The 18172-nt window shown below is 61.4% G+C and carries 19 protein-coding genes; 10 read left to right on the forward strand and 9 right to left on the reverse strand.

From position 1 onward, the window contains the following. Nucleotides 1-6: 6 nt before the first annotated feature. The 5 genes from VCA57_RS03880 to glyQ form a co-directional block, all read right to left on the reverse strand. Nucleotides 7-630: a CDP-alcohol phosphatidyltransferase family protein gene (locus VCA57_RS03880; protein ID WP_411183636.1), complete on the reverse strand. Its 624-nt coding sequence runs from the start codon at nt 628-630 to the stop codon at nt 7-9. Nucleotides 631-878: 248 nt separating this feature from the next. After that, complete coding sequence (locus VCA57_RS03885) at nt 879-1652, reverse strand: lysophospholipid acyltransferase family protein (protein WP_411183637.1); 774 nt, start codon at nt 1650-1652, stop codon at nt 879-881. 32 nt (nt 1653-1684) lie between these two features. Next, nucleotides 1685-2218, reverse strand: coding sequence for a D-glycero-beta-D-manno-heptose 1,7-bisphosphate 7-phosphatase (gmhB, locus tag VCA57_RS03890; RefSeq protein ID WP_411183638.1), 534 nt, complete (start codon nt 2216-2218; stop codon nt 1685-1687). Nucleotides 2219-2333: 115 nt separating this feature from the next. Beyond that, nucleotides 2334-4388 (reverse strand): glycine--tRNA ligase subunit beta, encoded by a 2055-nt coding sequence (gene glyS / locus VCA57_RS03895; protein WP_411183639.1) that lies wholly within the window; start codon nt 4386-4388, stop codon nt 2334-2336. Then, nucleotides 4385-5332, reverse strand: coding sequence for a glycine--tRNA ligase subunit alpha (glyQ, locus tag VCA57_RS03900; protein ID WP_339409334.1), 948 nt, complete (start codon nt 5330-5332; stop codon nt 4385-4387). Before glyQ ends, glyS begins: the two co-directional genes overlap by 4 nt. 66 nt (nt 5333-5398) lie before the next feature. Here glyQ and VCA57_RS03905 point away from each other — a divergent pair, with 66 nt between their 5' ends. The 4 genes from VCA57_RS03905 to VCA57_RS03920 all read left to right on the forward strand — a co-directional run bounded on the left by VCA57_RS03905 (nt 5399) and on the right by VCA57_RS03920 (nt 7912). Continuing rightward, nucleotides 5399-5950 (forward strand): DNA-3-methyladenine glycosylase I, encoded by a 552-nt coding sequence (locus VCA57_RS03905; RefSeq protein ID WP_411183640.1) that lies wholly within the window; start codon nt 5399-5401, stop codon nt 5948-5950. An 11-nt stretch (nt 5951-5961) separates the two neighbouring features. Further along, the gene (locus VCA57_RS03910; RefSeq protein WP_411183641.1) at nt 5962-6573 is read left to right on the forward strand and encodes a pyridoxamine 5'-phosphate oxidase family protein; all 612 of its coding nucleotides are present in this window, start codon (nt 5962-5964) and stop codon (nt 6571-6573) included. An 88-nt stretch (nt 6574-6661) separates the two neighbouring features. Beyond that, on the forward strand, nt 6662-7549 hold the full coding sequence (locus tag VCA57_RS03915; protein ID WP_411183642.1) for a lysophospholipid acyltransferase: 888 nt from the start codon (nt 6662-6664) through the stop codon (nt 7547-7549). An 87-nt stretch (nt 7550-7636) separates the two neighbouring features. Further along, nucleotides 7637-7912 (forward strand): PilZ domain-containing protein, encoded by a 276-nt coding sequence (locus tag VCA57_RS03920; protein WP_411183643.1) that lies wholly within the window; start codon nt 7637-7639, stop codon nt 7910-7912. A 3-nt stretch (nt 7913-7915) separates the two neighbouring features. On the opposite strand, the gene ehuA is transcribed toward VCA57_RS03920, so the two are convergent. The 4 genes from ehuA to ehuB form a co-directional block, all read right to left on the reverse strand. After that, nucleotides 7916-8695: an ectoine/hydroxyectoine ABC transporter ATP-binding protein EhuA gene (gene ehuA / locus VCA57_RS03925; RefSeq protein ID WP_411183644.1), complete on the reverse strand. Its 780-nt coding sequence runs from the start codon at nt 8693-8695 to the stop codon at nt 7916-7918. A 41-nt stretch (nt 8696-8736) separates the two neighbouring features. Then, complete coding sequence (gene ehuD / locus VCA57_RS03930; protein WP_411183645.1) at nt 8737-9399, reverse strand: ectoine/hydroxyectoine ABC transporter permease subunit EhuD; 663 nt, start codon at nt 9397-9399, stop codon at nt 8737-8739. Continuing rightward, nucleotides 9396-10055 carry an ectoine/hydroxyectoine ABC transporter permease subunit EhuC gene (gene ehuC / locus VCA57_RS03935; protein WP_411183646.1) on the reverse strand — a complete coding sequence of 220 codons (660 nt, stop codon included), beginning with the start codon at nt 10053-10055 and terminating at the stop codon, nt 9396-9398. The genes ehuD and ehuC overlap by 4 nt, the downstream gene beginning before the upstream one ends. Before the next feature lie 64 nt (nt 10056-10119). Beyond that, nucleotides 10120-10965 carry an ectoine/hydroxyectoine ABC transporter substrate-binding protein EhuB gene (gene ehuB / locus VCA57_RS03940; protein WP_411183647.1) on the reverse strand — a complete coding sequence of 282 codons (846 nt, stop codon included), beginning with the start codon at nt 10963-10965 and terminating at the stop codon, nt 10120-10122. A 217-nt stretch (nt 10966-11182) separates the two neighbouring features. Here ehuB and VCA57_RS03945 point away from each other — a divergent pair, with 217 nt between their 5' ends. From VCA57_RS03945 to VCA57_RS03970, 6 genes are all read left to right on the forward strand, one after another. Beyond that, complete coding sequence (locus VCA57_RS03945; protein ID WP_411183648.1) at nt 11183-12580, forward strand: PLP-dependent aminotransferase family protein; 1398 nt, start codon at nt 11183-11185, stop codon at nt 12578-12580. Between the two features lie 517 nt (nt 12581-13097). Next, entirely contained in the window at nt 13098-14069 is a 972-nt protein-coding gene (eutB, locus tag VCA57_RS03950; protein WP_411183649.1) for a hydroxyectoine utilization dehydratase EutB, read from the forward strand. A gap of 9 nt (nt 14070-14078) precedes the next feature. After that, nucleotides 14079-15056, forward strand: coding sequence for a cyclodeaminase (locus VCA57_RS03955; protein WP_411183650.1), 978 nt, complete (start codon nt 14079-14081; stop codon nt 15054-15056). Between the two features lie 98 nt (nt 15057-15154). After that, complete coding sequence (doeA, locus tag VCA57_RS03960; protein ID WP_411183651.1) at nt 15155-16345, forward strand: ectoine hydrolase DoeA; 1191 nt, start codon at nt 15155-15157, stop codon at nt 16343-16345. A 125-nt stretch (nt 16346-16470) separates the two neighbouring features. Then, nucleotides 16471-17472: a N(2)-acetyl-L-2,4-diaminobutanoate deacetylase DoeB gene (doeB, locus tag VCA57_RS03965; RefSeq protein WP_411183652.1), complete on the forward strand. Its 1002-nt coding sequence runs from the start codon at nt 16471-16473 to the stop codon at nt 17470-17472. Between the two features lie 81 nt (nt 17473-17553). Then, complete coding sequence (locus tag VCA57_RS03970; protein ID WP_411183653.1) at nt 17554-18036, forward strand: Lrp/AsnC family transcriptional regulator; 483 nt, start codon at nt 17554-17556, stop codon at nt 18034-18036. Nucleotides 18037-18172 lie beyond the last annotated feature (136 nt).

Here is an 18172-nt window from a genome sequence, read left to right on the forward strand (position 1 = left end):
ATATCCTTATTTCGAGTCAGTTGGCTGTGCCGCTTCGGCCAAACCCTGGCGCACGCGGTTGTACAGGGTGTAAAGCAGCAGGGCGAGAATCAGCGCGAGCAGGCCGTTGAGCCAGGCTGCCGGGAGCAATGCGCAGGCTACGCCGGCACCCAGCACACCGAAGCAGAAGGCCCGGTCGCTCTTGCCCATCGGCCCGTCATAACGGCGCGAGGCGCCCACCATCGGGCCGAGCACGCCGGCGTATTCGCTAATCAGCGCGAACAGCGCCACCAGCACCACCAACAACGGTGATACGCCGGGCAGCAAGGCAAAGGGCAGAAACAGCGCGCAGTCGGCGATCACGTCGCAGAGTTCATTGAGGTAGGCACCGAGTTGCGACTGTTGGCCGAACTCACGAGCAAGCATGCCGTCGACTGCATTTAGCGCCATACGCAGCAGCATCCACAGCGGAATCAGGGCGAACAACCAGGTGTGCTGATGCAGAGCCAGCAGCAGGATGCCGAGTAAAACGGAAACCACAGCAGCAAACAGCGTGACCTGATTGGCCGTCACGCCTTTGTCGTAGAGGTGTTTAACGCCGGGGCGCAGTAGGTTCTGGAAGGCAGGTTTGAGCTGATAGATAGACAGCATGGCGAATCGTTCCTTTTCGCTGCTTGGGTGTATCGCCTCAGCTTAACCGCTTTATTTGCCGTACAGCCCAGTAAGACTGTGCGCGAGCGCGCGGATTTGCCGGTTGGCCAATTACTGGGTACTGGGGCGAAAACTTATCCCCGCAGGCCTGATAGTCCATTTCAGGCCTTAAAGTATTTACTATCAATAGGTTACGTATGTTGATGGCACTCTGCTGGTATTCTTATACAGGACTTATCCACAATCGCTCAGGCTGGTGCTTGGGTATCCAGCGGCTGGCTCTGTGCATCCAGTGAGCCGATATCGCGCTGCGCCTGGCTGACCCATGCGAACGCGCGATCATTTAACTCGGCAATGGCACGCGGCCCTGTGCCTTCGGCGTGCATCAACGGGCCGATAACCACTTGCACGGTCCCAGGCGTTTTTCTCCAACCGTCTTTGGGCCAGAACTCCCCGGCGTTATGGGCAATCGGCAGTACCGGCAAGTTGGCGTTTACCGCGAGGGACGCGCCGCCTCGGCCGAATTTGCCGATCTGGCCTGGTGGAATACGCGTGCCTTCCGGAAATACCAGTACCCAAGCGCCCTGCTCCAGACGCTCATGGCCCTGCTTGGCCAGTTGTTTGAGTGCTGCCTTGGGGTTGCTGCGGTCAATGGCGATAGGTTTGAGCATGGCCATGGCCCAGCCGAAGAACGGCACATACAGCAGTTCGCGCTTGATCACTTGGCTCAGTGGCTCGAACAGTGCCGAGAGAAAGAAGGTTTCCCAGGTGCTTTGGTGTTTGGCGAGAATCACGCAGGGCTGTTCAGGGATATTCTCCAGCCCCTTGATCTCGTAGTTGATGCCGACCACTACCTTGGCCAGCCAAACGGCGCAGCGGCACCAGGTCTGATTGACAAACCGGTAGCGCGCACGAAACGGCAAAAAGGGTGCGACGAAGACGCTGAGGGTGCACCAGAAGAAGGAGGTGGAAGCGAGTAGCAGGTAGAAGATGACTGTTCTGATGGTCTGCAGTGTCGACATAAGGGGCTTTACCGTCGCAGGCAGGACCTGCTTTATGAGTGGAGTAGCTGAGCGGCGACTGCCGCCAGATCATCGAATACCAGTGTGCCCGTTGGTAATGCTTTGGCCAGGGTTCGTTGACCTTTGCCGGTTTTTACCAACACAGGCTGACAATCGACGGCCTGCGCGGCTGTCAGGTCACCGCTGGTATCGCCAACAAACCAAACGTCCTTGAGTGCCACTGCATAGTACGCAGCAATTTGCTCAAGCATGCCGGGTTTCGGTTTGCGGCAATTGCAGCCGTCATCCGGACCGTGCGGGCAATAAACCACCAAGCCCAGTTCGCCGCCCTGCTCTGCCACCAGCTCACGTAAGCGCGTATGCATGGCGTCCAGCGTGGCCAGGTCGTAGTAACCGCGGGCAATGCCGGATTGATTGGTGGCCACAGCGACGGTCCAGCCGGCTTGTGACAAACGCGCAATGGCCTCAATCGCGCCAGGCAGCGGAATCCATTCGTCGAGGGTTTTGATATAGGCGTCGGAGTCGTAATTAATCACGCCGTCGCGGTCGAGAATCAGCAGTTTCATGGCGGCAGCTTAAAGCTCCGTAGGATGGGTTAGCCGCAAAGCGGCGTAACCCATCGTATACAGGGTGATGGATATCGCTGCGCTGCCTGCGCGGTTCAACCCATCCGGCGTTGCGTTAGCCGAGTACCGAGATGTCGGCGACACCGAGGAACAGCCCGCGCAGCTTGGCCAGCAGGGCATATCGGTTGGCGCGCACGTTGGCATCTTCGGCATTCACCAGCACGGCTTCAAAGAAGCCATCCACCGGCTCGCGAAGGCTGGCCAGTTGGCCCAGTGCCAGGTTGTACTGGCGTGCTGCGGCCAGTGGCTGCACCGCTTGCTCGGCTTGCTGGATGGCCGCATTGAGGGCGAACTCGCTGGGATTGTCGAAGTAGTGCGCCTCAACACTTGCCGCTACTTGCCCTTCGGCTTTGCTCAGCAGGTTGGACACGCGCTTGTTCGCCGCTGCCAAAGCAGACGCCTGCGGCAGCGCACGGAAACCTTGTACGGCCTGCACACGCTGATCGAAGTCCAGTGGCGACGTCGGGCTAACCGCACGTACCGCTTGATACACGGCCACGTCGATGCCTTCGTCTTCGTAGCGCGCACGCAGGCGGTCGAAGATAAAGTCCAACACTTGTGGAGCCAGGCCAGCTGCTTTGACCTTATCGCCCAACTGGCTGATGGCGAACGCGACAGCTTCGGCCAGGTCCAGGTCCAATTGCTTCTCGATCAGGATGCGCAACACACCCAGCGCGGCGCGGCGCAGGGCGTACGGGTCTTTGCTGCCGGTGGGCAGCATGCCGATACCGAAGATGCCGACCAGGGTGTCCAGCTTATCGGCCAGGGCCACGGCGGCACCGGTAAGGGTGCTGGGCAGTTCGGCACCGGCACCGCGCGGCATGTACTGCTCGTTCAGCGCCAGGGCGACGTCTTCGGGCTCGCCGTCGTGTTTGGCGTAGTAGTAGCCGGCGATACCCTGCATTTCCGGGAATTCGCCAACCATCTCACTGGCCAGGTCGCATTTGCAGAGGATGCCGGCACGCGCGGCGCGCTTGGCGTCGCCGCCGATGCGCTGGGCGATAAAGCCAGCCAGGGCGGAAACCCGCTGGGCTTTGTCGTAAACCGAACCCAGCTGAGCCTGGAATACCACGTTGGCCAGGCGCTGGTTGAAGCTTTCCAGCTTCTGCTTCTTGTCCTGCTTGAAGAAGAACTCGGCGTCGGTCAGGCGTGGACGCACGACCTTCTCGTTACCCGAGACGATCTGTGCCGGGTCCTTGGACTCAACGTTGGCCACGGTGATAAAGCGCGGCAGCAGTTTGCCGTTGCTATCGAGCAGGCAGAAGTACTTCTGGTTGTCCTGCATGGTGGTGATCAGCGCTTCTTGCGGCACTTCCAGGAAGCGCTCCTCGAAGGAGCACACCAGCGGCACCGGCCACTCGACCAGCGCGCTGACTTCATCGAGCAGCGCCGGCGGCACAATGGCCGTGCCTTGTTGCTCGGCGGCGAGTTGGTCGACCCGCGCGGCGATTTGCGCGCGGCGCTCGGTGAAGTCGGCAATCACATAGGCGCTGCGCAAGTCTTCGGCGTAGTTAGCCGGCGCGCTGATGCGTACGTCATGGTTGGCATGGAAGCGATGCCCACGGGAAACCCGGCCGGCTTGCTGGGCGAGGATTTCGCAATCGATCACCTCGTCGCCAAACAGCATCACCAACCACTGGCTTGGACGGACGAATTCGGTTTTACGTGCACCCCAGCGCATGCGCTTGGGAATCGGCAGCTCGTTCAGCGAAGTTTCGACGATGCTCGGCAGCAGACCAGCGGCGGCCTGGCCAGGAATGCTCTGGCTGAATTTCAGCTTCGGCCCGCTCTGGTCGATCTGGCTCAGCTCAACGCCGCACTTCTTGGCAAAGCCAAGGGCCGCTTGAGTCGGGTTGCCGTCTTTATCGAATGCCGCCTGGACGGGCGGGCCATCGATGTTCTGGGTGCGATCGGCTTGCTGTTCTTCAAGCTGCTCGATCAACACGGCCAGGCGGCGCGGTGCTGCGTAATAGCGGCTGGCGCTGTAAGACAAACCAGCGGCTTTCAGGCCTTTTTCGATGCCAGCCAGGAAGGCTTCACCGAGGGTTTTCAGGGCTTTCGGTGGCAGTTCTTCGGTGCCCAGTTCTACTAGGAAATCACGGGTACTCATTCTGCTGCCTCCAGCTTGGCCAATACTTCATCACGCAGGTCGGGGGCGGCGAGCGGGAAGCCGAGTTTACGCCGCGCTTGCAGGTAGCTCTGCGCCACCGAACGGGCCAGGGCGCGCACCCGCAGGATGTATTGCTGACGCGCAGTCACCGAAATAGCCCGGCGCGCATCCAGCAGGTTGAAGGTGTGCGAGGCCTTGAGCACCATCTCGTAAGTGGGCAGCGGCAGCTCCAGCTCGATCAGGCGGTTGGCTTCCGACTCATAGAAATCGAACAGCTCAAACAGCTTGTCGACGTTGGCGTGCTCGAAGTTGTAAGTCGACTGCTCCACTTCGTTCTGGTGGAACACGTCGCCATAAGTCACCTTGCCGAACTGGCCGTCGGTCCACACCAGGTCGTACACCGAATCGACGCCCTGGATGTACATGGCCAGGCGTTCCAGGCCGTAGGTGATCTCGCCGGTCACCGGGTAGCACTCAATGCCGCCGACTTGCTGGAAGTAGGTGAACTGGGTGACTTCCATGCCGTTCAGCCAGATTTCCCAGCCCAGGCCCCACGCGCCGAGGGTCGGCGATTCCCAGTTGTCTTCGACGAAGCGAATGTCGTGCACCAGCGGATCGATGCCGATGGCTTTCAGCGAGCCGAGGTACAGCTCCTGGAAGTTTTCCGGGTTCGGCTTCAGTACCACCTGGAACTGGTAGTAGTGCTGCAGACGGTTGGGGTTTTCGCCATAGCGACCGTCAGCCGGACGACGGGAAGGCTGCACGTAGGCGGCGTTCCAGGTCTCTGGGCCAATGGCGCGCAGAAAGGTGGCGGTGTGGAAGGTGCCCGCGCCAACTTCCATATCGTAGGGCTGTAACACCACACAACCCTGCTCGGCCCAGTACTGTTGCAGGGCGAGGATCAAATCTTGGAAGGTGCGCACGGCAGGCGTAGTCTGGCTCACAAATTTCACCCGTACTTTGGCGGCTTCAGAAAGTCCGCGAGTATACCGAAGCCAGGGAAAACCCGCATGCCACGCTGTTTTTGGTGCACTGACGATCCGCTGTACATCGCTTATCACGACCACGAATGGGGTGTGCCGCAGCGCGATGCGCAGGTGTTGTTCGAGTTATTGTTGCTCGAAGGCTTTCAGGCCGGGCTGTCGTGGATCACCGTGCTGAAGAAGCGCGAGCGTTACCGCGAGGTGCTGTTTGGCTTTGATGTGCAGCGCTTGGCGGCGCTCACCGACGACTACATCGAAGGCACGCTGATGCAAGACCCCGGCATCATTCGCAACCGTCTCAAGCTCAAAGCCGTGCGGCAGAATGCCCAGGCCTGGCTAAAACTGGATGACCCGGTGGCGCTGCTCTGGTCGTTTGTCGGCGGTGTACCAACGATCAATCACTTCAGCGAGCGTAGCCAGGTGCCTGCGGTAACCGCTGAAGCCGAGGCCATGAGCAAAGCGCTGAAAAAGGCCGGCTTCACCTTTGTCGGTCCGACCATCTGTTATGCCTATATGCAGGCCGCCGGCATGGTCATGGACCACACCACCGACTGTGATCGTTACGCGCAACTGCAATAGGAGCATTCGCCATGAACCGCATCGAAACCCTGGAACAACTCCATGCACTGTACGGCGAGCCCCACGAACGCTCCCTGCGCAAGGAAATCGCCTACCTCAGCGAGCCCTATCAGGCGCTGGTTGCCGCCTCGCCCTTCGTGATTCTTGGCACCCATGGCCAGGATGGCCTGGACTGCTCGCCGCGTGGCGATGCGCCGGGCTTTGTGCGGGTGCTCGATGACCGCACCCTGCTGCTGCCGGATCGCCCCGGCAACAACCGCATCGACAGCCTGCGCAATATCATCCACGACCCGCATGTGGCGCTGCTGTTTCTGATACCGGGTGTCGGCGAGAGTTTCCGGGTCAACGGCCGCGCCAGCATCTGCCTGGAGCCGGAATTGCTGGAGCTGTGTAGCGCGCAAGGCAAGCTGCCGCGCAGCGTGCTGCGCATCAGCGTCGACACGTGCTACTTCCAGTGTTCCAAGGCGGCGGTGCGCTCCGGCCTGTGGGATGCCGAGCGGCATGTCGAGCGCTCCAGCCTGCCGTCGGCTGGGGATCTCCTCAAGGCTGTGATGGAGGCGGACTTCGATGTGCCGGCTTACGAGCGCGGGTTGCAGGAGCGTTTGAAGACGATGCTGTACTGACGCTCTCGCCGCCTGGGCGGGCGCTTGTAACAGTCAAGAGAGTGCGAGGCGGTTACAATAAGCGCCTTTTGATCGGCTGGAGTGACCTGTGGAAAAGCTCAAAGGTGCCCTGGTGGTGGGCTTTCTACGTTTGTTTGCCATGCTGCCCTGGCGTGCCGTGCAGGCGGTGGGGGCGGCCATTGGCTGGCTGATGTGGCGGCTGCCGAACGGCTCGCGTACGGTCGCCAGCATCAACCTGCGCAAATGCTTTCCTGAACTGGACGAAGCCGCGCATCAGCGTCTGCTGCGCCAATCGTTGATGGATATCGGTAGAACCCTGACCGAGAGCGCCTGTGCCTGGATCTGGCCGGCGCAGAAGTCCATCGGCCTGGTGCGTGAAGTCGAAGGCTTAGAGGTGCTGCAGCAAGCCTTGGCCAGCGGCAAGGGCGTGGTCGGCATCACCAGTCACCTGGGCAACTGGGAAGTGCTCAACCACTTCTATTGTGCGCAATGCAAACCGATCATCTTCTACCGTCCGCCCAAGCTGAAGGCGGTTGATGAGCTGCTGCGTCAACAACGCGTGCAGTTGGGTAACCGTGTCGCCCCGTCGACCAAAGAAGGCATTCTCAGCGTTATCAAAGAAGTGCGTAAAGGCGGTGCGGTGGGGATTCCGGCTGATCCGGAGCCGAGCCTGTCGTCAGGTGTGTTTGTACCCTTCCTCGGCACAGAGGCGCTGACCAGCAAGTTTGTCGCCGGCATGCTAAGTGGCGGCAAAGCCAATGGAGTGTTTCTGCATGCGCTGCGCCTGCCGGATGGCTCGGGTTTTAAGGTCATCCTTGAAGCTGCCCCGGAGGACATGTACAGCACCGATACGGCAACTGCGGTGGCCGGCATGAGCAAGGTTATTGAGCGTTATGTACGCACCTACCCGAGCCAATACATGTGGAGCATGAAGCGCTTTAAAAAGCGCCCTGAAGGCGAGAAGCGTTGGTACTAAGGCAGCATTTTGCCAATAGTCTGGGCGAATGGCAGAAAGTAGGTTATTAACGGCTGATCCTTTCACGCTCAAGGATCATTGTCCTTCATGTCCAATCAACGCCGTCATCCGCGTATTCCCATGAAGTGCCGGATCAAGATCAGCCACCCGAGCTTTGGTGAGCTGGTCGCCCAGACCGGCGACCTCTCCGACGGCGGTGTCTATGTCAAACACCCCGCCCTCGCCGCCCTCAGCCAGGGCACCCGTGTCACTGGCCAAGTGCAGGACCTGCCGATTGAAGCACCGGTCCTGCAGATGGAGGTGATGCGCGTAGATAGTGACGGGGTCGGCCTGCGCTTTGTGTTTGAGGAGCAGCCAGACTGAGGCTCAATGCGCCTCGTTCACGGCACTCAGGAAACTCTGCGTGCGCACCTCTTGCGGGTTAGTGAACAACTCTTCCGGCGTGCCTTGTTCGTGAATGCAGCCCTGGTGGAAGAAGCACACTCGATCGGCGAACTCGCGGGCGAAGCCCATCTGGTGGGTGACCATCAACATGGTCAGGTTGTGCTCGCTGCCGAGGCGGCGAATAACGTTGAGCACCTCACCGCATAGCTCGGGGTCGAGCGCCGAGGTTACTTCATCAAACAACATCACCTTGGGGCGCATGGCCAAGGCACGGGCGATGGCCACGCGTTGCTGTTGGCCGCCGGAAAGCTGCGCCGGGTAGTGGTTGAATTTCTCGCTCAGGCCAACCATGTCGAGCAATTCCTTGCCCCGCTCGGTGGCTTCCTTGCGGTTCATCCCCAGCACCTGGATCGGCGCTTCGATGACGTTCTGCAGGGCGTTCATGTGCGGGAATAAATTGAAGCTCTGGAACACCATGCCGATCTTGCCGCGCACCTTGCGCTGGTAGCTGGCGCTGGCTGGCACCAGGCGGCCGTCGCGAGTGCTCATATGGGTTAAGGGTTGGTCGTCGACCACAATCACCCCTTCATCAATGCTTTCCAGGGTCATCAGGGCGCGCAGCAGCGTGGATTTGCCCGAGCCGCTGGGGCCGATGATCGCCACCTTCTCGCCGGGGGCGACTTCCAGGTTGAGTTTGTTCAATACGGTCAGGTTGCCGTAGCGCTTGGTTACGTCGGTGAAGCGAACAAGAGGCTGGGCCATGAAGGTACTCCCTGCAGCGGGCAAATTAAGGTCAAGTGAGTTCATCGTGGCTGCAACTCCATGCGGTCTTCGAGGCGGCGCACGCCCCAGGCCAGGGCCAAGCTGAGGAGCAAGAAGAACACCCCAACCATGGTGATGGGCTCAAGGTAGCGGAAGCTTTCGGAGCCGATGTTTTTGGCTTGCTGCATGATTTCCACCACGGTAATCGCCGAGAGCACCGGGGTGTCCTTGAGCATCGCTACCAGGTAGTTACCCAGTGCCGGCAGGATCGGGCGCAGCGCTTGCGGCAGGATGATTTGCCGGTATGCCGACAGCGGCGAGATATTCAGTGCCGTCACCGCTTCCCACTGGCCACGCGGCACGGCATCAAGGCCGGCGCGGTACACCTCGGCGGTGTAGCAGGCGTAGTGCAGGGCGATGCCGATAATCCCGGTCTGCAGCGCGGTCATGCTCAGGCCATAGTTGGGCAGCACGTAGAACAGGAAATACACCTGAATCAGCAGCGGCGTGCTGCGGATAAATTCGATCAGCGCCGTTGCTGGCCACGACAACCACAGGTAGTTACTACGCCGGGCGATGGCCAGAAACAGGCCAAGAACGATGGCGATGGCAAAGCCGGCAAAGGTGATCAACAAGGTGTTCAGCGAGGCCTTGAGCAATTGCGGGAGGATGCTTAGGGCGAAGTTCCAGTCGAAGAAGTTCATTGCAGGCCACCTCGCATCCGGCCACGACTCAGGCGTTTTTCCAGCAGGCGCATGCCGAGGTTGATCGCCTGGGCCATGATGAAATACAGCAGCAGGGTCAGGGCGAATATTTCCAGGGTCATAAAGGTCGCCTGATCCAGCTGACGGGCGCGGAAGGCCAGGTCAGACAGGGTGATCAGCGACACCAGCGAGGTGTTTTTCAGCAGCTCGATCAGCAGGTTGGTGCCCGGCGGAATTGCTGACAGCAGCGCCTGCGGCAGGATGATGCGGGTAAAGCGTTTGAATGGCGTCATGTTCAGCGCGATGCACGCCTCGTATTGGCCTTTGGCCACCGAGCGAATCGCCCCGCGCATCACTTCTGCACCGTAGGCACCAATGTGCAGGCCAAGGCCGACGACGGCCACGGAAAAGGCACTCATCTCGACATTGAACGGCGGCATCGGCAATACGAAGTACAGCCAGAACAGCTGCACCAGCAACGAGGTGCCGCGAAACACCTCGATATAGCTGATCGCCAGCCAGCGCACAGGGCCAATTGGCGACAGCCGACCAAGCGCGGCGATCACGGCCGAGGCGATGGCCAGCAGCGAGCCCCAGAAGGTGACCTGCACGGTGACCCACGCGCCTTGCAGCAGGAGGGGGAATAGATCAGTCATCAATAACTACCGCTCGAAGGACGGTTACAGGACGCGCGCCGAAGCGCGCGGCAGGGGCCGCTCACTACTGACCGCAGAGCTCGGCGGCAGTCTTGTCGGTGAGGTTGGATTGATCGAAGCCGAATGGCTTGACCGTCGCCAGGTGCTCTTTAGTGCCTAGCCATTTTTTCAGCTCGGCATTCACCGCATCACGCAGGTCCTTGTCTTCCGGGCGGAAAGCCAGGGCACCGTAACCGGTGTGGGATGGGTCGTCCTTGAACTCGGCGATGGCTTCCACGCTGTCGCCACCCTTATCGGCCAAGCCCTTCATGGTCAGCTGAGTACCAACTGCGGCATCGGCACGTCCGGCGCGCACGGCCTGCAACTGCGCGGTGGTATCCGGCACCTGAAGTATTTGCTGATCGGTGATGCCAGCGTCGCGGGCGTAACCCAGGTTCACCGTACCGGCCATGATTGCTACCTTGGCACCGCTTTTAGCGATGTCTGCATAGCTGTGCAGGTCTTTCGGGTTGCCGGTCTTGGTCAGCAGGGTGTCGGGCAACTGATAGTGCGGGTCAGTGAACAGCACCTGCTTGCAACGCTCGGGGGTGATGTACATACCGGCGGCGATCAGGTCGAAGCGGCTGGCGCGCAGACCGGGGATCAGTGAACCCCATTCGGTCAGCACCGGCTTGATGGTCTGGACGCCCATTTGCGCGAAAATCTGCTTGACGATCTCCGGCGATTCTCCGGTCACGCTGCCATCCAGCGCGGTATAGGCGAAGGGCGTTTCGTTGGCGTAACCGATGCGAACGCTGCTTTTTTCCTTGATCGTATCCAGGGTCGAAGCCTGTGCCACAGCGGTGACGCTGGCGAAGAGGCTGCAGGCCAGTGCGAGGCGGCCGATGCGGGATGGTTTAACGCTGATCATCGTGATGTTCTCCTGTTTTTTGTAGTCCGCCAGCGGCGGCATGTGGTGTTAGGAGGCAGTTGCATCAAGAGCATTACGGGTAGGTTATTTTTTGAGTACTGTTTTCCACCCTTGGACCGAGCATACAAAGGCTTTTTTGCCTATGGCATTGCACTAGGACAATTGAATCGCAAGCTCATGCGCGGGATGCTGTGCACAGCCGCCCATGGAGCCGTCGATGCAAAACTGGAAGAAGGCCCTGGCTGCTGCGCGCCCGGGCGAATCGAAATACAAACTCCTGGTACAGGCCGTTGCCGTCGATATTGAACAGGGTACCCTGATCGACGGTCAGCGGCTGCCGCCCCAGCGCCAGGTGTCTGATGCGCTCGGCATCAGCGTGCAAACCGTGACCAACGCCTATAAGGAGTTGGAACGCCAGGGCCGCGTGCGCTGTGAGGTCGGCCGTGGCAGTTTCGTTTCGCGGCGGACCAGCGAGCGCGTGGCCAGCACCATGCTGGATCACAGCGAGCAGGCGCTGATGGACTTTTCCAACGCGCGCATCCTGCACACCGATGCCCATGATCGCCTCTGGCGGCAGACCTGCCTGGAGCTGTCGCAGGAGCCTGATCAACCGTGGATTCACGCCTTCCGGCCGATTGCCGGCATGCAGCATCACCGCGATGCAGCGGTGCGCTGGCTGGCACGTTTGGGCATGAATGTCGGCATTGAGGATGTTTTGCTGACCAACGGTGCCGCCCACGGCATCTTCCTCGCCCTGGCGACCCTGGCCGGCCCGGACGATGTGGTGCTCTGCGAAGGGCTGACCGATCACGGCGCAATTGGCAGCTCGCAGGTGCTCGGCTTCACCTTGAAGGGCCTGGAGATGGACCGCTTCGGCCTTAATCCCGAGCACTTCGAGGACATGTGCAGTAACGAGCGCATCACCGCGTTGGTCTGCACGCCCAACCTGAATAACCCCACCAGCTCGCTGATGCCCGATGAGCGCCGGCGGGAGATCGCCGAAATTGCCCGGCGCTTTGGCGTGTACATCATTGAGGACGATGTGTATGGCCCGCTGCTAGCCGGCCAGCAAACAACCCGCCCGCTCAGCCACTACGCCCCGGAGCTGTCGTTCTATTGCACCAGCCTGACCAAGTCGGTGCTCACCGGCCTGCGCATCGGCTACCTGGTTATGCCCAAGCGCCTGGCGCTGCGCACTGAGAGCATCCTGCGGGTGAACAGCTGGATGGCCCCTGCACTGCTCGGTGAAGTGGCCACGCGCTGGATCAATTCCGGCGAAGCCGAAGACCTGGTGCAACTGCAACGCCAGCTATTGGCCGATCGGCAAACGCTGGTCGAGCAGGCGCTGGGCGAACACCTGATCGGCAGCCACCCTTACTCGCTCAACAGCTGGCTGCGCGTGCCTGACGGCTGGGAGATCGACGGCCTGCTGCGCGAACTGCGCCGGCGCAATGTCGCCCTGACCCTGCCCGACCCCTTTGTCCCGCCCGGCATGCCAAGGCCGCGCGCGGTGCGTTTGTGTGTCGGTGCCGAATGCAACGAAAGCAAGATGCGCCAGGGCGTGCAAATCGTGCGTGACGTGTTCGAGCAATACCCGAAGGTGCATGACTTCTAGCGCGGCAAAGCGCTTCGCGGCTGAAGCCGCTCCCACAATACCCTCGATACCGTGCAGGTTTTGTTCCCTCAACCGCTTGCTGGCGAGGGTTGGAGAGGTTGCCTTCGCGTAGCCCGGATGCAATCCGGGAAGCGACTCACACCAGGCTCCCGGATTGCATACCGGCTTCGGACTCAGTGGGGCCGCGCATGCTTTTAAAGAAGTCCGAAGAGATCACCTTCGGCTCATAAGACCTTGGAGCGCGTAGGGTGGACGTCGCTTTTTACGTCCACCGAAATGGTGGATCGGTGAAGCGTGATCCACCCTACGTAAACGCTTTGTCGTAGCCCGGATGTAATCCGGGAGCTTACCCACGCTCAGGTTCCCGGATTGCATCCGGGCTACGGGCGGGTGCGCAACGATTGCGAGGCGCTAAAGCCCATCCGCGATCACCCGCAATAAAAAATCGTCCTAGTACATTCAGCGGGTTAATTTTCCGCTCATACACTCGGTCGCATGTCGTTACGGAATGCGTGCCATGTCTTTTATCCCACTGCATGACCTCCTGCAGGCTCGCCAGCGTATCGCTGGTCTGGTCCGGCAGACGCCCATGGAACACTCGCCTAGCCTGAGTCGTTTGGCCGGCGTGCCGGTGTGGTTGAAGCTGGAATCACAGCAGGCCACCGGCAGCTTCAAACTGCGCGGGGCGAGCAATGCCGTGGCGCAATTGAGTGCCGAGCAGCAGCGCTTGGGGGTGGTTACTGCCTCCACGGGCAACCACGGCCGAGCGCTGGCGTATGCGGCCGCGCAGCAGGGCGTGAAGGCGACGATTTGTCTGTCCGAGCTGGTGCCGCAGAACAAGGTGCGCGCCATCCGTGAGCTGGGTGCCGAGGTGGTGATCGTTGGCCGCAGCCAGGACGATGCCCAGCGCGAGGCCGAACGCATTGCCCGCGAACAGGGCGCGGCGTTTATTCCGGCGTTCGACCACCCGCATGTTATTGCCGGCCAGGGCAGCCTCGGCCTGGAGATTCTTGAGCAGTGCCCGGATGTTTGCGAAGTGCTGGTGCCGCTCTCCGGTGGTGGCCTGTTTGCCGGCGTGGCGCTGGCGATCAAAGCGTCCAGTCCGGCGATCCGCACCCACGGCATCAGCATGCAACGTGGTGCGGCAATGCACGCCAGCCTGCAGGCCGGGCAGCCCGTGGATGTCGAAGAACTGCCGACCCTGGCGGATTCGCTCGGCGGCGGCATTGGCCTCGACAACCGCTACACCTTCGCCATCACCCGTGAGCTGTGCGATCAGGTTCATCTGCTCGACGAAGCCTCTATCGCCCGTGGCATCCGTCACGCCTACCGCGAGGAGCGCCTGGTGGTGGAAGGCGGCGCTGCCGTTGGCATTGCCGCCCTGCTCGACGGCTTGATCACGCCACGCGGCCCGGTGGTGGTGGTGATCAGCGGTCGCAACATCGATATCGACCAGCACCTGCGCGTGCTCAACGGCGCAGACGCCTAAGGAACCCCCATGGCCAAGACTCTGATCCTCAACCAGGCCGACCTGCGCAGCTGCGTTGGCCTTGATAACGACAGCCTGGCGGTGGTGGAGAACGCCTTCCGCCTGCTCGCCACCGCTGCCGTGGCCATGCCGCCAATCTTGCGGTTGGACATCCCCCAGCACAACGGCGAGGTCGACGTAAAAACCGCCTACCTGCCAGGCGTGGCGCATTTCGCCATCAAGGTCAGCCCCGGTTTTTTCGACAACCCCGCGCTCGGCCTGCCCAGCCTCAACGGCTTGATGATGCTGTTCTCCGCACAAACCGGCCTGGCCGACGCATTGCTGCTGGATAACGGCTATCTCACCGCCGTGCGTACTGCGGCGGCGGGTGCGGTGGCCGCTAAATGGCTAGCCCGTGAAGACGCCAAGGTGGTTGCCATTCTTGGTGCTGGCGAACAGGCGCGGCTGCAATTGCAGGCCTTGCGCCTGGTGCGTGAGGTGAGCGAGGTGCGCATCTGGGCGCGCGAGCCAGCCAAGGCCGCTGCCATGGCCGCCGAGCTAGACGATGCCTGCGCCGTGGCGAGTATCGACGCGGTGCTGGACGGTGCCGACATCGTCATCACCACCACGCCCAGCCGCGAGCCGCTGATCCAGCCGCAGCACCTGCGCCCTGGCCTGCACATCACCGCCATGGGTTCGGATGCCGAGCACAAGAATGAAATCGCCCCGGCCGCGCTGGCGCAGGTGGATGCCTACGTCGCCGACCGCCTCAGCCAGACCCGCGTACTCGGCGAGCTGCACCACGCCATCAACGCCGGGTTGATCAATGCCGCAGATGACTTCGCCGAACTCGGGCAAATCATCGCCGGTCAACGCCCCGGCCGCACCTCAGCGCAGCAGATCACCCTCTGCGACCTGACCGGCACCGGCGCGCAAGACACCGCCATCGCCAGCTTCGCCTACCAACGGGCGCGGCAGGCCGGCAAAGGCCTCAACTTCGATTCATAAACCTGTAGGAGAGGTTGGTGCACATCGCGGTTGAAGCAGAACGCCGCCCGGCCCCTCCCACATCAGTACTGTCGAGCATCACTAACGGGGACTCATCCATGTCCGAAATCATCGTCAACCTGCCCTTCACCCGGGAGGAATATGCCCAGCGCATCGCCAAGGCCCGCGCAGCCATGGCGCAGCGTGGCATCGAGCTGCTGATCGTCACCGACCCGTCCAACATGGCCTGGCTCACCGGCTATGACGGCTGGTCGTTCTACGTGCACCAGTGCGTGCTTTTGCCCCAAGAGGGCGAGCCGGTGTGGTTTGGCCGTGGCCAGGACGCCAACGGTGCCAAGCGCACCGTGTTTATGGACCAGGCCAACATCGTCGGTTACCCGGACCATTACGTGCAGTCCACCGAGCGCCACCCGATGGACTACCTGTCTCAGCACGTCATCGCCGCACGCGGCTGGGACAAGCTGAGCATCGGTGTCGAGATGGACAACTACTACTTCAGCGCCGCCGCCTACCTGTCGCTGCAACGCAACCTGACCAAGGCGCGCTTCGTTGACGCCACCGCACTGGTCAACTGGCAGCGGGCGATTAAGTCGCCGACCGAGATCGGCTACATGCGCATCGCGGCGAAAATCGTCGAGCAAATGCACGCGGCAATCTTCGAGAAAATCGAACCGGGCCTGCGCAAAAACGAACTGGTCGCCGAGATCTACCGCACCGGCATCCTCGGTGCCGACGGCCACGGCGGCGACTACCCGGCCATCGTGCCGCTGCTGCCCACCGGCGCGGACGCCAGCGCACCGCACCTGACCTGGGACGACTCGCCCATGCAGAGCGGTGCCGGCACCTTCTTCGAGATCGCCGGTTGTTACAAGCGCTACCACTGCCCGCTGTCACGCACGATTTACCTGGGCAAACCGCCGCAGCACTTCCTCGATGGCGAACAGGCCGTGGTCGAAGGCATCGCTGCCGGGCTGGAAGCCGCCAAGCCGGGCAACACCACCGGCGACATCGCCCGCGCCTTCTTCAAGGTGCTGGAGAAGTTCGGCATTCATAAAGACAGCCGCTGCGGCTACCCAATCGGTATCAGTTATCCGCCGGATTGGGGCGAGCGCACCATGAGCCTGCGGCCGAGCGACGAGAGCGTGCTGCAGCCGGGTATGACCTTCCACTTTATGCCCGGCCTCTGGCTGGACGACTGGGGCCTGGAAATCACCGAATCGATCCTGATCACCGACAGCGGCGTGGAAACCTTCTGCGACATACCGCGCAAGCTGTTCGTTAAGGATTGATCCCGTAGCGGCAAGCCCCTGTTACTGAACGTGGGAGGGGCTTTAGCCGCGACGATCCCCTGACAACAGTCGCGGCTAAAACGGAACGCCGCCAGCCCCTTCCTTAATGATCAAAGGCCCCGGCCATGACCCAATTACGCGACAACCCCATCAGCCCCACCGTCGATTTTGCCCGCGACGGTGTGCAACACGGCTTCCTCAAACTGCCTTACTCGCGGGACGATTCCGCCTGGGGCGCAGTGATGATCCCGGTCACCGTAGTGAAGAACGGCAGCGGCCCTACCGCGCTGCTTACCGGCGGTAACCACGGTGACGAATACGAAGGCCCGCTGGCGCTGGCCAAGTTGACACAAAGCCTGCGCGCCGAAGACGTCAGCGGCCGGGTGATCATCATCCCGTTTATGAACACCCCGGCGGTGCAGGCCGGCACCCGCACCTCGCCTATCGACAAGGGCAACCTCAACCGCAGCTTCCCCGGCAAACCCGACGGCAGCGTGACGCAGAAAATCGCCGACTACTTCCAGCGCACCCTGCTGCCCATGGCCGACGTGGTGCTGGATATTCACTCCGGCGGTAAAACCCTGGACTTTTTGCCCTTCGCCGCCTGCCACATGCTGGCGGACAAAGCCCAGGACGCCGCCTGTGAAGCCGGCATGCGCGCCTTCGCTGCGCCCTACAGCATGCGCATGCTGGAGCTGGACGCGGTGGGCATGTACGACACCGCCGCTGAGGAGCAAGGCAAGGTGTTCGTCACCAGCGAACTCGGTGGCGGCGGCAGCAGCACGGCCAAGAGCCTAGCCATCGCTGAGCGTGGCGTGCGCAACCTGCTGATTCACTTTGGCCTGCTGGCAGGCGAGATCGACGCGGCCGACTCGGTGATGCTTGATATGCCTGACGGCGACTGCTTTGTCGCCAGTGCCGAGGACGGCCTGCTGGAAATGTGCAGCGACCTTGGTGACCACGTGGAAAAAGGCCAAGTCATCGCCCGCGTCCATAGCGTTCAGCGCACCGGCAGCGCGCCCAGCGAATACCACGCCAAACGCAGCGGCGTGCTCGCGGCCCGGCACTTCCCGGGGCTGGTCAAAGGCGGTGATACCATCGCCGTGGTCGCCGACGTGCTGGGCTGAACCTGCTCGCGGCGCTTCCTGTGGGAGGCGCTTTAGCGGCGACTGCTCAATGCACGCAACCCTGACTAACCGAGGCCAACGATGCACAAACTCGACCGCTACGACCTGAAAATCCTGCGCATCCTCTCCGAGGACGGACGGATCACCAAGTCGGCCCTGGCCGAGGCCATCAACCTCTCGGTAACCCCCGCCTGGGAGCGCGTACGCAAGCTGGAGGCCGCCGGTTTGGTCAAAGGCTACCGCGCGCAGATCGACTGGGCGGCGTTGTTCAAAACCCAGCAAGTGCTGGTGGAAATCACCCTGGCGCGCCACACCGCGCAAGACATGCGCCGTTTTGAGCAGCGCCTGAGTGAGGCGCCGGAAGTGGCGTTTTGTTACGCCACCGGCGGCGGTGTTGACTACATGGTGATGATCCGCGCGCGCGACATCGACCACTACCAGCGCTTTATTGACCAACTGCTGCTGGACGATCTCGGCATCGAACGCTACTTCACCTACATCGTCACCAAGACGGTAAAACTCGACATCGAAGGCCCGCCCGCCGAGTTAGACGAGGCCACCTAAGGATGCTCTGAAGTAGCCCTGTATTTCCGGTCGACTTCAGCCCTTGCTGATTTTTAAAACGGCAACTGACCAAAAAACGATCAGTATCTCGCATATTTCAGTGTTTTTAGCCGCTGCGAACGCTTCGCAGCGGCTA

The sequence above is a fragment of the Pseudomonas sp. genome, from assembly GCF_046581935.1.
GTDB lineage: Bacteria > Pseudomonadota > Gammaproteobacteria > Pseudomonadales > Pseudomonadaceae > Aquipseudomonas.

Excerpts from the sequence above, each read along its gene's own strand:
- VCA57_RS03880 (WP_411183636.1), bottom strand. The coding sequence starts at position 630 with ATGCTGTCTATCTATCAGCTCAAACCTGCCTTCCAGAACCTACTGCGC.
- VCA57_RS03885 (WP_411183637.1), bottom strand. The coding sequence starts at position 1,652 with ATGTCGACACTGCAGACCATCAGAACAGTCATCTTCTACCTGCTACTC.
- gmhB (WP_411183638.1), bottom strand. The coding sequence starts at position 2,218 with ATGAAACTGCTGATTCTCGACCGCGACGGCGTGATTAATTACGACTCC.
- glyS (WP_411183639.1), bottom strand. The coding sequence starts at position 4,388 with ATGAGTACCCGTGATTTCCTAGTAGAACTGGGCACCGAAGAACTGCCA.
- VCA57_RS03905 (WP_411183640.1), top strand. The coding sequence starts at position 5,399 with ATGCCACGCTGTTTTTGGTGCACTGACGATCCGCTGTACATCGCTTAT.
- VCA57_RS03910 (WP_411183641.1), top strand. The coding sequence starts at position 5,962 with ATGAACCGCATCGAAACCCTGGAACAACTCCATGCACTGTACGGCGAG.
- VCA57_RS03920 (WP_411183643.1), top strand. The coding sequence starts at position 7,637 with ATGTCCAATCAACGCCGTCATCCGCGTATTCCCATGAAGTGCCGGATC.
- ehuA (WP_411183644.1), bottom strand. The coding sequence starts at position 8,695 with ATGGCCCAGCCTCTTGTTCGCTTCACCGACGTAACCAAGCGCTACGGC.
- ehuD (WP_411183645.1), bottom strand. The coding sequence starts at position 9,399 with ATGAACTTCTTCGACTGGAACTTCGCCCTAAGCATCCTCCCGCAATTG.
- ehuC (WP_411183646.1), bottom strand. The coding sequence starts at position 10,055 with ATGACTGATCTATTCCCCCTCCTGCTGCAAGGCGCGTGGGTCACCGTG.
- ehuB (WP_411183647.1), bottom strand. The coding sequence starts at position 10,965 with ATGATCAGCGTTAAACCATCCCGCATCGGCCGCCTCGCACTGGCCTGC.
- VCA57_RS03945 (WP_411183648.1), top strand. The coding sequence starts at position 11,183 with ATGCAAAACTGGAAGAAGGCCCTGGCTGCTGCGCGCCCGGGCGAATCG.
- eutB (WP_411183649.1), top strand. The coding sequence starts at position 13,098 with ATGTCTTTTATCCCACTGCATGACCTCCTGCAGGCTCGCCAGCGTATC.
- VCA57_RS03955 (WP_411183650.1), top strand. The coding sequence starts at position 14,079 with ATGGCCAAGACTCTGATCCTCAACCAGGCCGACCTGCGCAGCTGCGTT.
- doeA (WP_411183651.1), top strand. The coding sequence starts at position 15,155 with ATGTCCGAAATCATCGTCAACCTGCCCTTCACCCGGGAGGAATATGCC.
- doeB (WP_411183652.1), top strand. The coding sequence starts at position 16,471 with ATGACCCAATTACGCGACAACCCCATCAGCCCCACCGTCGATTTTGCC.
- VCA57_RS03970 (WP_411183653.1), top strand. The coding sequence starts at position 17,554 with ATGCACAAACTCGACCGCTACGACCTGAAAATCCTGCGCATCCTCTCC.